This window comes from Allobosea sp. UNC402CLCol, from assembly GCF_000745475.1.
In the GTDB taxonomy this organism is placed as follows: Bacteria; Pseudomonadota; Alphaproteobacteria; order Rhizobiales; family Beijerinckiaceae; genus Allobosea; species Allobosea spartocytisi.
Genome location: NZ_JQJJ01000009.1, coordinates 233,692 through 250,441, shown reverse-complemented (window position 1 = coordinate 250,441; position 16,750 = coordinate 233,692). Strand labels below are relative to the sequence as shown.

Here is a 16,750-nt window from a genome sequence, read left to right as displayed (position 1 = left end):
GCGGATGTGCAAAGGCCGGGCTCAGGAGCAGTCATGAAAGACGACGACAACAGCAGAGGCCGCGGCCCCCGCAAGGGCGGCGGAGCCGGCGGCCGTGGCGACGGCAAAGGTTTCGGTGGCAAAGGTTTCGGTGGCAAGAGCTTCGGTGGCAAGGGCCCGGGAAGCAGGAGCCCGGCTGGCCGCAGCGGCGAGGGTCGCGCGCCGGCCCGCGACGGCGCCGAGCGCAAGGGCTTTGGCGAAGCCGGCGAGCGCCGCTCGTTCCGCGGCCATTCGGAGGGGGCTGAGCGCCCTGCCCGCCGCTTCGACAAGCCGGCCGAGGGTCGCGCTCCGCGCGCCGAGCGCCCCGCAGGCGACAGGCCAGCGCGGTTCAGGCCCGAGGGTGGGGCCCGCCCCTTCCGCGAACGCACCGGCGAGGACCGCCCTCGTCGCAGCGAGCGCGACGGCGAACGTCACGCCGAACGCCCCTTCCGCGCACGTCCCGAGAGTGGAGACCGGGCGGAGCGCCCTGCGCGTGGCAGCTTCGGCCGCCCGCCGCGCCGCAACGAGACCGGCGACGGCGAAAGGCGCTTCGAGCGTCCGCGCCCGCAACGGGCAGAGCGCGATCCCCATCGCGAGGACCGGCCGCGCCGCCCGCGCGAGGAGGCGCCCACGGAAGGCAAGCTGATCGCGGCGCAGGAGCCGGAGCGGATCGCCAAGGTGATGGCGCGCGCCGGCGTCGCTTCGCGGCGCGACAGCGAAGCGATGATCGCCGAGGGCCGCGTCAGCGTGAACGGCACCGTGCTGGAAAGCCCCGCCCTCGACGTCAAGCCGACCGACGTCGTGCTGGTCGATGGCGAGCCGCTGCCGGCGCGCGAGCGCACGCGGCTCTGGCTCTACCACAAGCCGCGCGGCCTCGTGACCACCAACTTCGACCCGGAAGGCCGCCCGACCGTGTTCGAGGCGCTGCCGGAAGACCTGCCGCGCGTGCTCTCGATCGGCCGGCTCGACATCAACACCGAAGGACTGCTGCTGCTCACCAATGATGGCGGGCTGGCGCGGGTGCTGGAGCTGCCCGAGACCGGCTGGCTCCGGCGCTATCGCGTGCGCGCCTTCGGCGAAGTCACGCAGGACAAGCTCGACACGGTTCGGGACGGCGTCGAGATCGACGGCATCCATTATGGGCCGGTGATCGCCCGCTTCGAGCGTCAGCAGGGCTTCAACACCTGGCTGACCGTCGATCTGCGCGAGGGCAAGAACCGCGAGGTCAAGACCGTGCTCGAGCATCTCGGGCTCGCGGTGAACCGGCTGATCCGCATCTCCTTCGGGCCTTTCCAGCTCGGCGAGATCGCGGAAGGCGAGGTCGAGGAAATCCGCTCACGCGTGCTGCAGGACCAGCTCGGGATCGAGCTCGCGGCCAAGGCCGGCGCCGATTTCGAGGCGCCGCGCCGCGACATGCTGCCGACCGCCCCACCCCGCGCCCTGGCCGGGGACGATCGTCCGCGTCGACGCCGCGACGAAACCCGCCGCGACGACGAGAGCCCACGCCAACTCCCGCGCGGCGACAAGCCCTGGACCCGAACCGTCTGGCGCGACGCCGAGGCCGCGCCGCAGCGCGAGCGCAAGGCGCCGCCCCGGCGCGGCGCCGATCCGAAGCTGGAACGCGAGACCCGCGAGGCGACCGGCACGGTCGCGCGCAAGCGCGACAAGGCGATCGCCGACCCCAAGGGCCGGCGCGTGCTGGTCGAGCGCATCAGCGCCGCACCGCGCGAGGAAACCGCTCAACCGGAGAGCCGGCGCAGGCCGGACCGCAAGCCCCGCAACGAGCGCGGCAGCGAGGATCGCGCGCCGCGCTCCTTCGAGCGCAGCGGCGGCGACAGGCCGGCGCGGCGCCCGCGCGAGGATGCCGGCGGACGCGACCGCTCCGATGAGCGCCCCTGGCAGGACCGCGCGCCGCGCGGCGAACGCCCCGAGCGCGCGCCGCGTGACGGCGCCGAGCGCCCTGCCCGCCGCTTCAGCGAACGGCCGGCCGGCGACAAGCCGCGCGGCCGCAGCTTCGGCGACAGGCCCGGCGGTAGCGAGAAGAGCTTCGGCGCCCGCTCCTCCGAACGCCCGGCCGGGCGCAGCAGCGGCGAGCGTAGCGGCGGCAAGCCGTTCGGCGCGCGCCCGTTCGGCGGCAAGCCGGGCGGCGGCGGACGTCCTGGCGGCGGCAAGGGCCCGCGTCCCGGCGGCCCGCGAGGCAAGCGCGACTAAGCGATGCGGATCGTCGGCGGACGTCTCGGCGGCCGGCCATTGGCCGGCCCGAAACCGGGGATCGGCAGCATCAGGCCGACCTCGGACCGCCTGCGCGAATCCCTCTTCAACGTGCTCGTCCATGCCTATGACGAGGCGGTCGAGGGTGCGCGCGTGCTCGACCTCTTCGCCGGCACGGGCGCGCTTGGCTTCGAGGCGCTCTCGCGCGGGGCGGGCTTCGCGCTGCTGGTCGATGACGGCACCGAAGCGCGCGGCCTGATCCGCGAAAACCAGATGGCGCTGGGGCTGGCCGGCTTCAGCCGGATCTTCCGCCGCGATGCGACGAAGCTCGGGCCGATCACCGGCATGGTGCCCTTCGGCCTCGTCTTCTGCGACCCGCCCTATCGCAAGGGGCTGGGCGAGAAGGCGCTGGCCTCGGCCCGCGATGGCGGCTGGCTGGAAAAGGACGCGCTCGTCGTGCTGGAAGAGGCCGCCGATGCCGAGCTTGTCTTGCCGGAGGGTTTCGAAGAGCTCGAGCGGCGAGCCTATGGCGAGACGCAGGTGGTGATGCTCCGGGCAAGCTGACGATGGCTCCCGCACTGCGGCCGGCGTGGCGCCAAGGTTGCGCCGGTTGGGCGATGAGCCACGCCGGTCATTCCGGACAAGCCGCGTAGCGGCGCCGATCCGGGATCCCATGCCTGAACCGTTCCGGCATAGATCCCGGGTCTCCCTACGGTCGCCCGGGATGACCCGCGTTTTGCGACTCAGGTCAGCGCACGCCGAAAGCCCCGTCCGGCTCGCGCCGCGGGGTTTCTCTGGTGGCGATCCCGAGGGGATGCGCGGGGTCCGGGCGGCGCGCGGCTTTGACCGCGTGCCGAATGTCGATGTCGAATGTCGAAGTCGATGCGGCGCCTGCCGGCTCCGCCCGAACCCCGCGCGCGGCTGTCTATGAGGCCTCCCGCCAAGGCTTGAACCGGGCCTGCCTGTTCGGCCCGGCGGCGAGAAACCCCTCCGGACCAAGGCTCACCATCCGTGGCGCAGGATCCGAACACCGCATCCCGCCCGGCCGCACGATGCCTCGCGAAGCCCCTTGGTCGAACAGGATGGCGCGAGGATAAGCGTGGGCAGAACGGCGGGGATAAGTTCGCCAAGAACGGGGCTGCTACGGGTCAATAGAAGGCCTTCGGCTAGGTCGTCTGCTCAACGACCAGTAAGCCTTTCAAATCCCGGCAGTGCAGCTGATTGCGGGTCGATGACGGCCTTGGTAACAGCTAAAACTAACGTCGCTACAAATATTAATAGCATTCCCCAGTAAGTTCTACGCAAATCATCGGCGGATTTTGGGCGAGGACTCTCGAAATCGTCCTGCCAATTATCCATCATATACTCAGCATGACGACCAAGTGATCGATCTATCCGGCGCCGAAATACGAAAATGATTGCGTATGTAAGCATCAATGCAGCAAATTGAAGACTGTTTACATTGAGCTTCAAGCGAATGACCCGGTATCGCTTCAATATAAGAAACATTAGGCGGCCGCTCTCGGCTCCACAAGCCCTCTTCGCCAAAATCTAAGGACTGCTACGGGTCGGAAGTGGGCTTATTGTTTCATGTAGATGACGAGAGGCATCGTCACGATGAACGTAAAGAGTCCAACCCTTTGCCATTTATTCATTTTCGCGACAAAAATAAAAAAAGCAAATTATAGTGGCTCCGTGGGCATTTCTACATTAATACCCGCTAAGGCCCCGTACCATGCAGTTGTTGAAAGTCCCCGATGGTGCCAAATAGGTCGGCCACGTTCTCTGGGGACTAAAATGGCCGAGAAGCCGCCCGTCACGTTTGAAACATCAAAACTGATTTTGACGGCAGCTCGCCGGACGCATGCCGCGTCGCTTTTCAAGGAATACACCGGAAGAGAAGATGCTGCTCGTTATCTACAGCGTAGCGCTCACCCATCACAGATCCGAACCGAAACGGTCATTGATGCTTGGGGCCAAGCTAATTGGCACACCAGTAATCGGTTCGTCTGGAGCATCCTTCGACGCCCGGAGGAAAAGCCGATCGGGCTGTTTCTCATGTTTATCGAAGGTAGCAGTGCCGAAATCCACTACGGGATTGGACCTGACTACTGGGGACAAGGATTGGCCACGGAGGCTGGGCTCGCGGTGATGAACTGGGTCACAGAGCGATCCGAGATTTCGGAGGTTTCCACGTCCTGTGCGACAGAACATGCCGCAAGTCTCAGGGTGCTGGAAAAGATCGGCCTTCAGCGAACCCGACTTTTATCCGGGGAACTGCCGCTGGGCTCGGCCGGTACCACGGTCGATGCCTGGCTTTATAGCTGGAAACGCTCCTGACGTACTTACTCTGCAGCAATTGGTCCATCGCTCTTACTTGTCATCACCATAGCGAGAAGATTTCCACGCCATCACAACAAGGAACAGGGCAGCCAACGCGAATGAGAGCGTGCCGACAAGAAATATATAAAACCGATCGGGGTGAAACTGCGCGAATCCCCAAGTCGTTCGGGATATCTTCACTAGGCCGTAAGCCAGATAAAAGTAGGTCTGGTAACCTACCAAATACAGAGCGCCCGCGGCAATCAGGTAGCATATAATCCGGTCAAATTTTGTAAGCTTAGGAAATCGCTTCCACACGCCCAGCCGTTCCTCAGTTCCACGCTCGTATAGCGTAGGTGTCGACTATGTCAGGGTTTGCATCGACAAACGATTGGCAAATCTGTTTTAGGCTGAAGATCTTCTTCGCGTTGTAATCCGGGTGCTCGCCGTTCAATTTGAGGTCGGTGTCGATCATGAGCACCCTCTTATCGCCGTCAATATTCATCCGGATGATGCTTGCCGCTTTGGCATTCTCGTGAACGATCATGGCATTGGCCCATTTGGCGCAGTACTCCGCTGCCCATAATTGCAGGCTGGGCTCAGGGGCCGCAACGGGTCGGAAGCGGACGCCGGCCGCCTCTCCGCCTACCCCCGCCTTGCCGCCTCGATCGCCGCCACGTCGATCTTGCGCATGTCCATCATCGCCGTGAAGGCGCGCTTGGCTTCCTCGCCGCCGGCCGCCATGGCCTCGGTCAGCACGCGCGGCGTGATCTGCCAGTTGACGCCCCATTTGTCCTTGCACCAGCCGCAGGCGCTCTCCTGGCCGCCATTGCCGACGATGGCGTTCCAGTAGCGGTCGGTCTCGGCCTGGTCGTCCGTCGCGATCTGGAAGGAGAAGGCCTCGCTCTGCTTGAAGGCCGGCCCGCCATTGAGCCCGATGCAGGGGATGCCGGCGACGGTGAAATGGACGACCAGCACGTCGCCCGCCTTGCCGGAGGGGAAGTCGGTCGGCGCACGATGCACGGCCTGCACGGCGCTGTCGGGAAAGGTCTCGGCGTAGAAGCGCGCCGCGGCTTCGGCATCCTTCTCGTACCAGACGCAGATCGTGTTCTTGGCGATGGCCATGATTCGTCCCTTCGCGTTCGATTCGGTTCCGGCCGTCCGCGGCCGGGGTGGCGTTCGGCCTCCCTCAGCATGCTCATGGAATGCGCAATCGCCCGCAGCGTTCCATCGAGAAGCACAAAAGGTTGATATCACCATATTTAAAACGGCGCTACCGCCGTCCGAACAGCCGCTCGATATCCGCCAGCTTGAGCTCGACATAGGTCGGACGGCCGTGATTGCACTGGCCGGAATTGGGCGTGATTTCCATCTCGCGCAGCAGCGCGTCCATTTCCTCGGGGCGCATGCGCCGGCCGGCGCGGACGGAATTGTGGCAGGCCATCGTCGCCAGCACATGGTCGAGCCGTCTTTCGAGCGAACCGGCCGTGCCGTGCTCGGCCAGCGCATCGGCGACATCGCGGACGAGGCGCTGGAGGTTGCCGCCGGCGAGCTGGCTGGGAGCCTCGCGGACCAGCACCGCGCCGGGGCCGAAGGGCTCGATGACGAGGCCGAGGCCTTCGAGCTCGCCCGCCGCCGTGTTGAGGCGGTCGGCATCGACCGGGTCGAGCTCGACCACCTCCGGCAGCAGCAGGGGCTGGCGGGCGATGCCGGAGCGGGCGCGCTCGGCCTTGAGCCGCTCATAGACCAGCCGCTCATGGGCCGCGTGCTGGTCGACGATGACGACGCCCTCGCGGGTCTGGGCGACGATATAGGTTTCGTGAAGCTGGGCCCGCGCCGCTCCGAGCGGCCGGTCGAGCGCATCCGCCGACGGTTCGGCCAGATGGGCGCGGGCATCGGCCGAGGCCGCGGCGAAATCGGCGAAGCCGGCTTGCGGGGCTGAAAACGATGTCGGCTGCGGCGCGCTCCAGCCGGATGTCTCCGGGAAGGCCGGGCGCGGGATGGCGTTGCCGCTGCCGCCCATCGAGAGCACCGCGCGGAAAGCGTCGAGCGTGCGGGCGCCGCCGGTCGTGGTGGCGCGGTGGCCGGCGGCGGCGAGCGCGGCCTTCAGCCCGGAGACGACGAGGCCGCGCACCAGAGCGGGATCGCGGAAGCGCACCTCGGTCTTGGCCGGGTGGACGTTGACGTCGACCGAGCGCGGATCGCAGCCGATATCGAGGAAGAGCACCGGGTGGCGGTCGGAGGGGACGACGTCGGCATAGGCGCCGCGCACCGCCGAGAGCAGGAGCTTGTCGCGCACCGGCCGGCCGTTGACGGAGAGGTGCACGCCGGCCGAGGTGCCACGGTGGAAGGTCGGCAAGCCGGCGAAGCCGCTGATGCCGAAGCCTTCGCGCTCGGCTTCGATGCGCAAGGCGTTTTCCGGAAAGTCGCGGCCGAGCGCGCGGCCGAGGCGGCGCAGCAAACCCTCCTCGCCGATGGCTTCCGCCGGCCAGTCGAAATTCCCGGCATGCTCGCCTTCGAGCGAGAAGCGGATCTCGGGATGGGCGATGGCGAGGCGCCGCAGCATCTCGGAGACGGCCTGCGCCTCGGCCCGGTCGCTCTTCAGGAATTTGAGCCGTGCGGGTGTGAAGATGAAGAGGTCGCTGACCTCGATGCGCGTGCCGGGCGCGGCCGCGACGGGGCGAACCACGCCCTTCTCGCCGGCCTCGACGACCAGGCCCGAGCCTTGCGGGGCATCGTGGCGGCGGGTCGCGATGGAGAGCCGCGCGACCGAGCCGATCGAGGGCAAGGCCTCGCCCCGGAAGCCGAGCGAGCGAATCGCGAAGAGGTCGCCATCCGGCAGTTTCGAAGTGGCGTGGCGCTCGACGGCCAGGGCGAGGTCGTCGGGCGTCATGCCGGCGCCGTCATCGACGACGCGGATCAATTCGCGGCCGCCGCCGGCGATGGTGACGGCGACCGAGCGCGCGCCGGCGTCGATGGCGTTTTCGACCAACTCCTTCACGGCCGCAGCCGGGCGCTCGATCACCTCGCCGGCGGCGATGCGGTCGACGAGAACAGGGTCGAGGCGGCGAACGGTCATGATTTGCAGGCGATTCCAGCTCTGCCGCAGTCTAGCGCCGAACGGACCGCTCAGGCGAGCCCGACCGGCCGCCCGACCGCCTGCACCAGCAGATCCGGATGGCCGAACAGGCGCTGCGCCACCCGCTTCACATCGGCGAGGGTGACGGCGGCAAAGCGCTCGTTGCGGGTCGCGAGGAATTCCGGCGTGTCGCCACGCAGGGCCAGATTCAGCAACTCGCCGGCGATCTTGGGCGAGGTGTCGAAGCGCAGCGGATAGGAGCCGATGATGTAGCGCTTGGCCTCCTCGACCTCGTGCTCGGTCGGTCCCTCCGTGGCGAGCTTCAGCATCTCCTCACGGATCACGGTCATCGACTCGGCCGCGCGGTCGTTGCGGGTCGCGGTGCCGCCGACCAGCATGGCGCTCTCGCGCAGCGGCAGAAGGCTCGAGGAGACGCCATAGGCGAGGCCACGCTTCTCGCGCACCTCCATGAACAGGCGCGAGGTGAAGGCCGAGCCGCCGAGGATGTGGTTGAGCACGCTCGCGGGGACGAAGTCGGGATCGTGCCACATCAGGCCGGGTCCGACGAAGCGCAGCACGGTCTGCGGCACGTCGAGGTCGATGACATGGGTCTGGCCGAGGCCCTGGATCGGCAGCGGCTGCGCGATCTCCGGGCGCGGCTCGCCCTTCGGCAACGCACCGAACAGCGCGTCGAGCCGCCCGGCAAGCTCATCGGCGCCGATGTCGCCGACGACGACGATCCTGAGTCCGCTCCGGTCGAGCAGCGTCGGGGTCAGGGCATGCAGCGCCGGGGCCTCCAGCCGTGAGACGCTGTCGATGTCGCCCTTCTCCGGGCGGCCATAGGCATGGCCGGGGAAGGCCGCCGCATAGAGCGCGTTGCGGCAGAGCGATTCCGGATTCTGCGCCTGGCGCTGCAGGCCGGCGATGACCTGCGCCTTGACGCGGGCGACCGCATCGGGATCGAAGCGCGGCTTGTTGAGCGCGAGGCCGAGCAGCTCGAAGGCGGTCTCGCGATGGCTGGAGAGCGTCTGGAGATAGCCGTGGAAATCGTCGCGGCGGGCGTCGAAGCCGAGATTGATCGCATGATCGGCCATGCGGCCCTGGAAGGCCTCGGCATCGAGATCGCCGGCGCCCTCGTCGAGCAGGCCGGAGACCAGATAGGCGCCGCCGGCGGCATCGGCCGGATCGCGCGACGAGCCGCCGTCGAAGGCGAAATCGATGGCGATCAGCGGGAGGCTGTGTTCCTCGACCAGCCAGGCTTCGACGCCACCGGGCGAGCGCACGGTCTTGACGTCGATGGCGGGACCGGCGGTGTTGAGCTTCGGAGTCGGAATGGGCGCGTTCATGGCGTTTCCTGTCGGCAGGGCTCGAAGCCCCACCCTTCTCGGCATCGGAGGAGCGACGTCAGGCCGGCAGCAGCAGGCCGGTGACGCTGCGGTCGGGCCTGAGATAGCGGCGCGCCGCCTCGACCACCGCCTCGCGCGGCACCGCCTCGATGCGCTGCGGCCAGGCGAGCACGTCCGCGACGGTCTCGCCGACCGCCAGCGCCGAGCCGAAGATCCGTGCGAGCGAAGCCTGGTTGTCGCGGGCGAAGACCGTCTCGGCGACGAGGCGCGTGCGGGCGCGGGCAAGCTCCAGCTCGCTCGGACCGTCGGCGAGGAAGGCTGCGAGCGCGGTGTCGAGCCCGGCCTCCAGCACCGCCATCGCGACGCCCGGGCGCGGGCTCACCGAGAGCTGGAAGGCGGCGCGGTCGACCATCGAGCCCATGAAATAAGCGCTGGCGCCGGCCGCCAATTCCTCCTCGACGCAGAGCCTGCGATAGAGCCGCGAGGTGGTGCCCCCGCCCAGGATCTCGGCGACGAGCTCGAGCGCGAAGACCTCCTCGGCATTGCCGCTGGTATAGGTCGGCGTCAGCCAGCCGCGGCGCAGCGAGGGCTGCTGCACGCGCGGATCGTTGAGCTGGACGCGGCGCGAGGCGCGCGGATCGGGCTCGATCGGGCGCTCACGCACGGGGGCAGCGCCGCGCGCGGCGATCCTGCCATAGGTCTCCTCCGCGAGGCGGCGCACCTCGGCGGCGTCGGTATCGCCGGCGACGACGAGGATCGCGTTCTCGGGCGTATAGAAGCGCTGGTAATAGGCGAAGGCGTCGTCGCGGTTCAGCCGCTCGATCTCGTGCTCCCAGCCGATGATCGGCGTGCCATAGGGATGATGGAAGAAGAGCGAGGCCGAGAACTCCTCGCCGAGCTGGGCGGCGGGGTCGGAATCGACACGCATGCGCCGCTCTTCCAGCACCACGTCGCGCTCGGGCGCCACCACGCTCTCGTCGAAGGAGAGACCGGTCATGCGGTCAGCCTCGTAATCCATCATCGCGCGCAGATGTTCCTTCGGCACGCGCTGGAAATAGGCGGTGTAGTCGTAGGAGGTGAAGGCGTTCTCCTGGCCGCCGAAGCCGGCGACGATCTTGGAGAACTCGCCCGCCGGCCAGCGCTGCGTGCCCTTGAACATCAGATGCTCGAGGAAATGCGCGATGCCGGACTTGCCCGCCGGATCGTCGGCCGAGCCATTGCGGTACCAGACCATATGGGTGACCACCGGCGCGCGCCGATCCGTCACGACCACGACGTCGAGGCCGTTGCCGAGCCGGAAGGATTCGACGGGCTCGGCCAGCCCGGGCTGGCGCGCATGAATGTTCACCGGATGCCGTCTCCCCACTCGGACAGAAAAGGGCGGGCACGATGCGCCCGCCCTGAAAGGAACTTGGTCAGGCGATGCGGTTTCGGCAAGGGGTCCCCTGCCGATCCCGCAACTCGGCCTATTCGGGCTGGATTTGCATCACCGGGCCCTGGCCGGTCACGAACTCGCGCTGGCCGACGGCCTGCTTGTCCTCGACCGGGCCACCGCGGCCGGGGCCGAGCACGGCGGTGTCGGCAGGCCGGCGATACCCCATCGGCGGCTCGATGAGCGTGGTGCGCTGCGGCTCGCTGCCATAGGTGAGGTTGTCCTCGGCCGCCTGGTCGCGCCGCGCGGCAACCTCCTTGCCGACCCGGATCGGCTTGATCTGGTTGTCGTAGTTGCTGTTGTCGCCCTCACGGATCTCCGGCTGCTGCGGCCCGCGCGCCGAGGTGCGGCCCTTGCGCAGTTCTTCCTGCGACAGCATCGGGTTGTTGCGCGCCTTCTCGGTCAGCACATAGGGGGTGACGTTCTTCGCGTTCCTGCGGCGCTCGACATCGGGATCGGTCGGCCAGGCGGCGTTGCGGGCGCTCCCGGCGTCCTGCGGCCGCGGCAAGGCGGAGTTCGGCGGCACCACGAGCGGGGCGCGCTCGCGATAGTCGATGTCGTCGCCCGGCCCCTTGCCGCCGACGACACCTTCCAGCAGGTTCTTGAACAGCATGCCTTCCTGAGCGAGGGCAGGCTGGGCCGCAAGCACAAGCCCGCCGGCGAGCAGCAGATGCGTCACGCGGATGCGTTGCGCCATGTCATATCTCCCTTTGGACAATCTCACCTTCGCCTCAACCACAGACGAACGGCGAAAGGATGGCGAAATCGTCGTCAAGCCGTCTTTTCCCCAGCCGGCCGGAAGGACTCATACAGGAGACCCAGCACGCCGACAACGATCGCGACATCGGCGATGTTGAAGATATACCAGCTGAAATTGCCCCAGTGGAGATGGACGAAATCGACGACCGCCCCGTACCAGGCCCGGTCGAGCCCGTTGCCGAGCGCGCCGCCGATGATCAGCGCCAGGCTGAAGACAGTGAAGCGGCTTTCAGTCCGCCACATCCAGCGCCAGAGCCAGATCGCGGCGACGAAGGAGATCGCCACCAGGAGCCAGCGTCCGAGATCCGTGCCCTGCTGGAAGAGCCCGTAGGAGATGCCGCGGTTCCAGGCGAGCACGATCGTCAGGAACGGGGCGAGGTCGAACGGGCCGTTCTCCGCCAGCCCGACGCCGTAGAGCAGCCAGCATTTCAGGAGCTGATCCGAAATGAAGATGATCAGGACCGTGAGCAGGCCGAGGCGGCGGGCGGATGTCATCAGGCGCGCACCCCGAGTTCCTTGAGCGCCTTGGCGTCGCGCGGCGTCACCTCGGGATAGGCCGGATCGGCCGTCGCGGGATCGAAATACTTCCAGGAGCGGGCGCATTTGATGCCCTCGGCGCGATGCGGCACGACCGCGACGCCCGGCACCTCGGCGAGACGGAAGGCCTCCGCCGGCCCCTCCCCGCTCTCGATGCGGATGTCCGAGGTGATGCTGACTTCGGCGAGGTCGACGCCGGAGAGCGCCGCATAGAGATCAGCATCGGAGACGAAGACCTGCGGCGCAGCCTCGAGCGAGGAGCCGATGCGCTTGGCGGCGCGCTCCAGCTCCAGCGCGCCGGTGACGACGCGGCGGACGCGGCGGATCTTGGACCAGCGCTCGGCGAGCTCGGGATCGAGCCAGCCCGCCGGCGCCTCGGCGAAGAGCTCCAGATGCACCGAGCCGTCCTGCGCCTTGGTGTCGGGATAGCGCTCAAGCCAGGCTTCCTCGGCGGTGAAGACCAGGATCGGCGCGAGCCAGGTCGTCAGGCAGCGGAAAAGATGGTCGACCACGGTCAGCGCGCTGCGGCGGACATGGCTCGACCGGGGGTCGCAGTAGAGCGCGTCCTTGCGCACGTCGAAATAGAAGGCCGAGAGCTCGGTGTTCATGAACTGCGAGAGCAGGAACACGACCTTCTTGTAGTCGTAGGTGCGATAGGCTTCCTCGACCTGCGGGCCGAGCTCGGCGAGCCTGTGCAGCATCAGCCGCTCCAGCTCCGGCATGGTCTGCGGCTCGACGACGCGGATCTCCTCGCTGAAATGGGCGAGCGTGCCGAGCATCCAGCGCATGGTGTTGCGCAGCTTGCGATAGGTCTCGACGAAAGTCTTGAGGATCTCCTTGCCGATGCGCAGATCGTCGGAATAATCGGCCGCCGCGACCCACAGGCGCAGGATGTCGGCGCCGGAGTCCTTGATGATGTCCTGCGGCGCGGTGACGTTGCCCTTCGACTTCGACATCTTCTCGCCCTTCTCGTCCAGGCAGAAGCCATGGGTGAGGACGATGTCGAAGGGCGCGCGGCCGCGCGTGCCGCAGCTTTCCAGCAGGCTCGAATGGAACCAGCCGCGATGCTGGTCCGAGCCTTCGAGATACATCACCCGGTCCTTGCCGCCATCGACGATGCGATGGGTCTTGAGGTCGGCGCGCTTCTCCAGGGTGAAGGCATGGGTCGAGCCGGAATCGAACCAGACGTCGAGCACGTCGGTGACGCGCTCGTATTTCGCCGGATCGTAGCCGAAGGGCTTGAGGAAGCGGGCGCCGTCCGTGTCGGTGAACCAGGCGTCGGCGCCCTCGGCCTCGAAGGCCTCGGCGATGGCGGCGTTGACGGCCGGGTCGACAAGGATGTCCTTGCTCTCCTTCTCGACGAAGACGGTGATCGGCACGCCCCAGGCGCGCTGGCGCGAAACCACCCAGTCCGGGCGATTGGCGATCATGCCGTTGATGCGGTTCTCGCCGGCGGCGGGCACCCATTCGGTCTGCTTGATCGCCTTCAGCGCGCGGTTGCGCAGCGTGTCGGCATTGCCGCCGGCAACCGGCTTCGGATCGGCCGCGTCCGGCGCGCCGGCCTCGCCGATCGGCTTGTCCATGGCGATGAACCATTGCGGCGTGTTGCGGAAGATGACCGGCTTCTTCGAGCGCCAGCTATGCGGATACTGATGCTTCAGGCGGCCGCGCGCGATGATGTTGCCGGCCTCGACCAGCGCCTTGATGACGACATCGTTGGCGTTGCCCTTCTCGCCCTTGTCGGTGATGACCTGCGCGCCCTCGAAGCCCGGAGCCTCCTTGGTGAAACGGCCATCGGCGTCGACGGTGTAGGGGATGCGGGTCTCGATGCCGCGCTCGTGAAGCTGGCGGCCATTCGCGGTCCAGACGTCGAAGTCCTCGCGGCCATGGCCCGGCGCGGTGTGGACGAAGCCCGTGCCGGCGTCGTCGGTAACGTGGTCGCCATCCAGGAGCGGGACATCGAAATCATAGCCGTGACCGCGCAGGGGATGGGCCACCGTGACAGTAGCTAATTGTTCGGATGAGATGTCTTCGACCAGTTCGAAAGCTTCAACCTTCGCTGCCTTAAAGACCGACTCGGCAAGATTCTTGGCGAGCACGTAGGTCGCGCCAACCTTGGCCCAGTTTTGCTCCGGCGCAGCGGTGACCCGGTATAAGCCATAGGCGATTTTATTATGGAAAGAGATCGCGCGATTGCCGGGAATTGTCCAAGGGGTGGTCGTCCAGATGACGATGGCTGCATTCGCTAACCGCGCGGCCTTTTCAAACTCTGGGCCAACGACGGCTCCGCCCATCGTGCCGCTGGACGCCTGCATAACCGGAAAGGCCGCATAGACCGTATCGCTCGTATGCTCCTCATACTCGACCTCGGCCTCGGCGAGCGCGGTCTTCTCGACCACCGACCACATCACCGGCTTGGAGCCGCGATAGAGCTGGCCGGTCTCGGCGAACTTCATGATCTCGCGGGCGATCTGCGCCTCGGCCGGATAGGCCATCGTCAGATAGGGGTTGGCCCAGTCGCCCTCGACGCCGAGGCGCTTGAATTCCTCGCGCTGGATATCGACCCATTTCTCGGCGAAGGCACGGCATTCCTTGCGGAACTCGACGACATCAACGTCGTCCTTGTTCAGGCCCTTGGCGCGGTACTGCTCCTCGATCTTCCACTCGATCGGCAGGCCGTGGCAGTCCCAGCCCGGCACGTAGTTGGAATCGTGGCCGAGCATCTGCTGCGAGCGGGTGACGAGGTCCTTCAGGACCTTGTTGAGCACGTGCCCGATATGGATGTTGCCGTTGGCATAGGGCGGGCCGTCGTGGAGCACGAATCTGTCGCGCCCCTGCCCGGCTTCGCGCAGCTTGCGATAGAGATCGATCCTCGCCCAGCGGGAGAGCAGCTCCGGCTCGCGCTGCGGCAGGCCCGCACGCATCGGGAACTCGGTCTGGGGCAGGAACAGCGTCTGCGAATAATCGACGCTTGCGGCAGGCTGGGCGGTCTTCGTCTGTTCGGTCATGTTCCGGCTCGGGCCATCGGGACGGCGGGCCCTTCATCGGGCTCCGGCGCATCCTCGCTTGAAACGGGAAAAGCGGTCTTCAACCCGGACTGCGCAAGCGCCCGCGCCTTGGTTCAGCGCGAGGCGGCAGCCGGGCCCGTAATTCGCCGGGACAAATCGATCGACAGGGCGCGTTCAGCGAGCATGGGGGGCTTCTAGCAGGCGGGGCTTACGGAAGGAAGGGCGGCGTTTTCGCCAAGATGTCGCGTGCGCGGGCGCTGTCGGCGTCCATCTGCGCGATCAGGGCCTCGAGCGAGTCGAATTTCGCTTCGCCGCGCAGCCAGCCGACGAAGGCGACATCGACCGGGCGGCCATAAAGGTCGCCCGAGAAATCGAAGACGAAGGTCTCCAGCCGCGGCGCGCCGTCGTCGAAGGTCGGGCGGCGGCCGAAGCTCGCGACGCCGTCACGCCAGATGCCGTCGATCCTCATCCGCACCGCGTAGATGCCGTGGCGGAGCTTGCAATCGCGGGCCAGATGCATGTTGGCGGTGGGGTAGCCGAGGTCGCGGCCGCGCTTGTCGCCATGGGCGACGAGGCCGCGCACGAACCAGGAATGGCCGAGGAACTCGGCGGCACGGGCGACATCGCCCTCCTCCAGCGCCACGCGGATCAGGGTCGAGGAGACAGGCTCGCCGTGCCAGGAATAGGGCGGGACGACCGTGACCGGGATGCCGGCGGCGAGCCCATGGGCCTGCAGCATCTCGGGCGAGCCGGTGCGGCCCTTGCCGAAATGGAAATCATAGCCGCAGACGAGGCCGGCAGCGCCGAGCCTGCCGACGAGCAGCTCATCGACGAAGCGCTCGGCCGGGATCGCCGCCGTCTCGAGATCGAAGGGCAGGACGAAGGTCCGGGGAAGGCCGATCGCGGCGAGCAACTCGACCTTGAGCTGCGGCGGCGTCAGGCGGAAGACCGGCTGGTCCGGCCGGAAGACGCTGCGCGGATGAGGCTCGAAGGTGAAGGCCGCCGGCCGCGTGCCAAGGCCGTGTGCCATCGCGGCGGCGGTGCGCCCGAGTTCGGCATGGCCGCGATGCACGCCGTCGAAATTGCCCAGCGCGAGCACGGCGCCACGCAGGCTGCCGGGGAGCTGCTTGTCGAGGTCGAGGACCAGAGCCGCCGGCTCGTCGCGCGGCGCCGCCTCGGTTTCAGTTGTCATCGATCGCAAAAATCCAGCACCCGGCCGTAGCCGCGTCGTCACCGTCTTTGCGGCCAAGCCCGGTGGGCGTCAAGCGCGCGAACGAGATGTCGCCATGCCGGCAAGTCGCCCCGCAGGTCGTCGTCGCAGCTGCCGGCCGCCGCTCCCGTCAGCGCCTCGGCGTCGGCGGCATGGCCACCCAGGCCTCGCCTTCCATGACGGGCTTGCCGTCGACGAGGCACTCGCAGAACAGCCGGGCCCGGCGGCGCTCGGAGACAAGCTCGACCACCTCGACGCGGGCGGTCACCACATCGCCGATCCGCACCGGAGACAGGAAGGTCAGGGTCTGGGACAGATAGACCGCGCCCGGCCCCGGCAGCCGGGTTCCGAGCAAGGCCGAGATCAGGCTCGCGGTCAGCATGCCATGGGCGATGCGCTGGCCGAATTTGGTGCTGGCGGCGAATTGCTCGCAGAGATGGATCGGGTTGGCGTCGCCGGAAAGCTCCGCGAACAGCGCGATGTCGCGCTCCATCACGGTCCGCATCAGGCTTTCGCTCTGGCCGACCGCCAAATCCTCGAAGGCATGGACGGTGTAGAGCCCGCCCGGCACCGGCTGTACTGTCATGAGCTTTGTGCGACGCGGCGCAATCGCCGCCCCTTTCCCTGTGCGAGTGCTAACCATCTCGCACTCGCAGCATTGCGGCAATTGGACTTTGGTGCCGGCTCCGCCGCCTCAAAAATGCCGGGTTGTCTGAGATCGGATTAACCGCTTCGCAACGCGCCCCGGCTATCACCGCTGAAACAGAGGCTGTCTTCCCAAGGCAGCGCGTCGCCGGTATGTCCCGGCACGAAACCACTGTGCCGGAG

At 67.4% G+C, this 16,750-nt stretch carries 14 protein-coding genes; 3 read left to right on the top strand and 11 right to left on the bottom strand.

Translation table 11 applies throughout. The features are described 5' to 3' along the window. Nucleotides 1-33 precede the first annotated feature (33 nt). Nucleotides 34-2,229 carry a pseudouridine synthase gene (locus GY40_RS08455; protein WP_081925270.1) on the top strand — a complete coding sequence of 732 codons (2,196 nt, stop codon included), beginning with the start codon at nucleotides 34-36 and terminating at the stop codon, nucleotides 2,227-2,229. Between the two features lie 3 nt (nucleotides 2,230-2,232). Then, nucleotides 2,233-2,793: a 16S rRNA (guanine(966)-N(2))-methyltransferase RsmD gene (gene rsmD / locus GY40_RS08450; protein ID WP_038360840.1), complete on the top strand. Its 561-nt coding sequence runs from the start codon at nucleotides 2,233-2,235 to the stop codon at nucleotides 2,791-2,793. A 615-nt stretch (nucleotides 2,794-3,408) separates the two neighbouring features. Here rsmD and GY40_RS27500 read toward each other — a convergent pair. Then, nucleotides 3,409-3,702, bottom strand: coding sequence for a hypothetical protein (locus tag GY40_RS27500; protein ID WP_156115903.1), 294 nt, complete (start codon nucleotides 3,700-3,702; stop codon nucleotides 3,409-3,411). Between the two features lie 324 nt (nucleotides 3,703-4,026). Between GY40_RS27500 and GY40_RS26980 the strand changes: the two genes are divergently transcribed. Continuing rightward, nucleotides 4,027-4,569 (top strand): GNAT family N-acetyltransferase, encoded by a 543-nt coding sequence (locus tag GY40_RS26980; RefSeq protein ID WP_081925269.1) that lies wholly within the window; start codon nucleotides 4,027-4,029, stop codon nucleotides 4,567-4,569. A 313-nt stretch (nucleotides 4,570-4,882) separates the two neighbouring features. Here GY40_RS26980 and GY40_RS08440 read toward each other — a convergent pair whose 3' ends face one another. The 10 genes from GY40_RS08440 to GY40_RS08395 form a co-directional block, all read right to left on the bottom strand. Beyond that, nucleotides 4,883-5,098, bottom strand: coding sequence for a hypothetical protein (locus GY40_RS08440; RefSeq protein WP_038360838.1), 216 nt, complete (start codon nucleotides 5,096-5,098; stop codon nucleotides 4,883-4,885). A 98-nt stretch (nucleotides 5,099-5,196) separates the two neighbouring features. Next, nucleotides 5,197-5,676: a VOC family protein gene (locus GY40_RS08435; protein ID WP_038360837.1), complete on the bottom strand. Its 480-nt coding sequence runs from the start codon at nucleotides 5,674-5,676 to the stop codon at nucleotides 5,197-5,199. Nucleotides 5,677-5,824: 148 nt separating this feature from the next. Next, entirely contained in the window at nucleotides 5,825-7,630 is a 1,806-nt protein-coding gene (gene mutL / locus GY40_RS08430; protein ID WP_051987674.1) for a DNA mismatch repair endonuclease MutL, read from the bottom strand. 50 nt (nucleotides 7,631-7,680) lie between these two features. Continuing rightward, on the bottom strand, nucleotides 7,681-8,976 hold the full coding sequence (locus tag GY40_RS08425) for a M16 family metallopeptidase (protein WP_038360835.1): 1,296 nt from the start codon (nucleotides 8,974-8,976) through the stop codon (nucleotides 7,681-7,683). Between the two features lie 58 nt (nucleotides 8,977-9,034). Continuing rightward, complete coding sequence (locus GY40_RS08420; protein WP_051987673.1) at nucleotides 9,035-10,324, bottom strand: M16 family metallopeptidase; 1,290 nt, start codon at nucleotides 10,322-10,324, stop codon at nucleotides 9,035-9,037. Between the two features lie 118 nt (nucleotides 10,325-10,442). Then, nucleotides 10,443-11,105, bottom strand: a complete 663-nt coding sequence (locus GY40_RS08415) for a hypothetical protein (RefSeq protein ID WP_038360834.1) — start codon at nucleotides 11,103-11,105, stop codon at nucleotides 10,443-10,445. 74 nt (nucleotides 11,106-11,179) lie between these two features. Further along, the gene (gene lspA, locus GY40_RS08410; RefSeq protein WP_038360833.1) at nucleotides 11,180-11,662 is read right to left on the bottom strand and encodes a signal peptidase II; all 483 of its coding nucleotides are present in this window, start codon (nucleotides 11,660-11,662) and stop codon (nucleotides 11,180-11,182) included. After that, on the bottom strand, nucleotides 11,662-14,712 hold the full coding sequence (ileS, locus tag GY40_RS08405; protein ID WP_038360832.1) for an isoleucine--tRNA ligase: 3,051 nt from the start codon (nucleotides 14,710-14,712) through the stop codon (nucleotides 11,662-11,664). Before ileS ends, lspA begins: the two co-directional genes overlap by 1 nt. A gap of 208 nt (nucleotides 14,713-14,920) precedes the next feature. After that, on the bottom strand, nucleotides 14,921-15,904 hold the full coding sequence (locus tag GY40_RS08400; RefSeq protein WP_038360831.1) for a bifunctional riboflavin kinase/FAD synthetase: 984 nt from the start codon (nucleotides 15,902-15,904) through the stop codon (nucleotides 14,921-14,923). Nucleotides 15,905-16,052: 148 nt separating this feature from the next. Beyond that, the gene (locus GY40_RS08395) at nucleotides 16,053-16,508 is read right to left on the bottom strand and encodes a MaoC family dehydratase (protein ID WP_051987672.1); all 456 of its coding nucleotides are present in this window, start codon (nucleotides 16,506-16,508) and stop codon (nucleotides 16,053-16,055) included. Nucleotides 16,509-16,750: the final 242 nt, after the last annotated feature.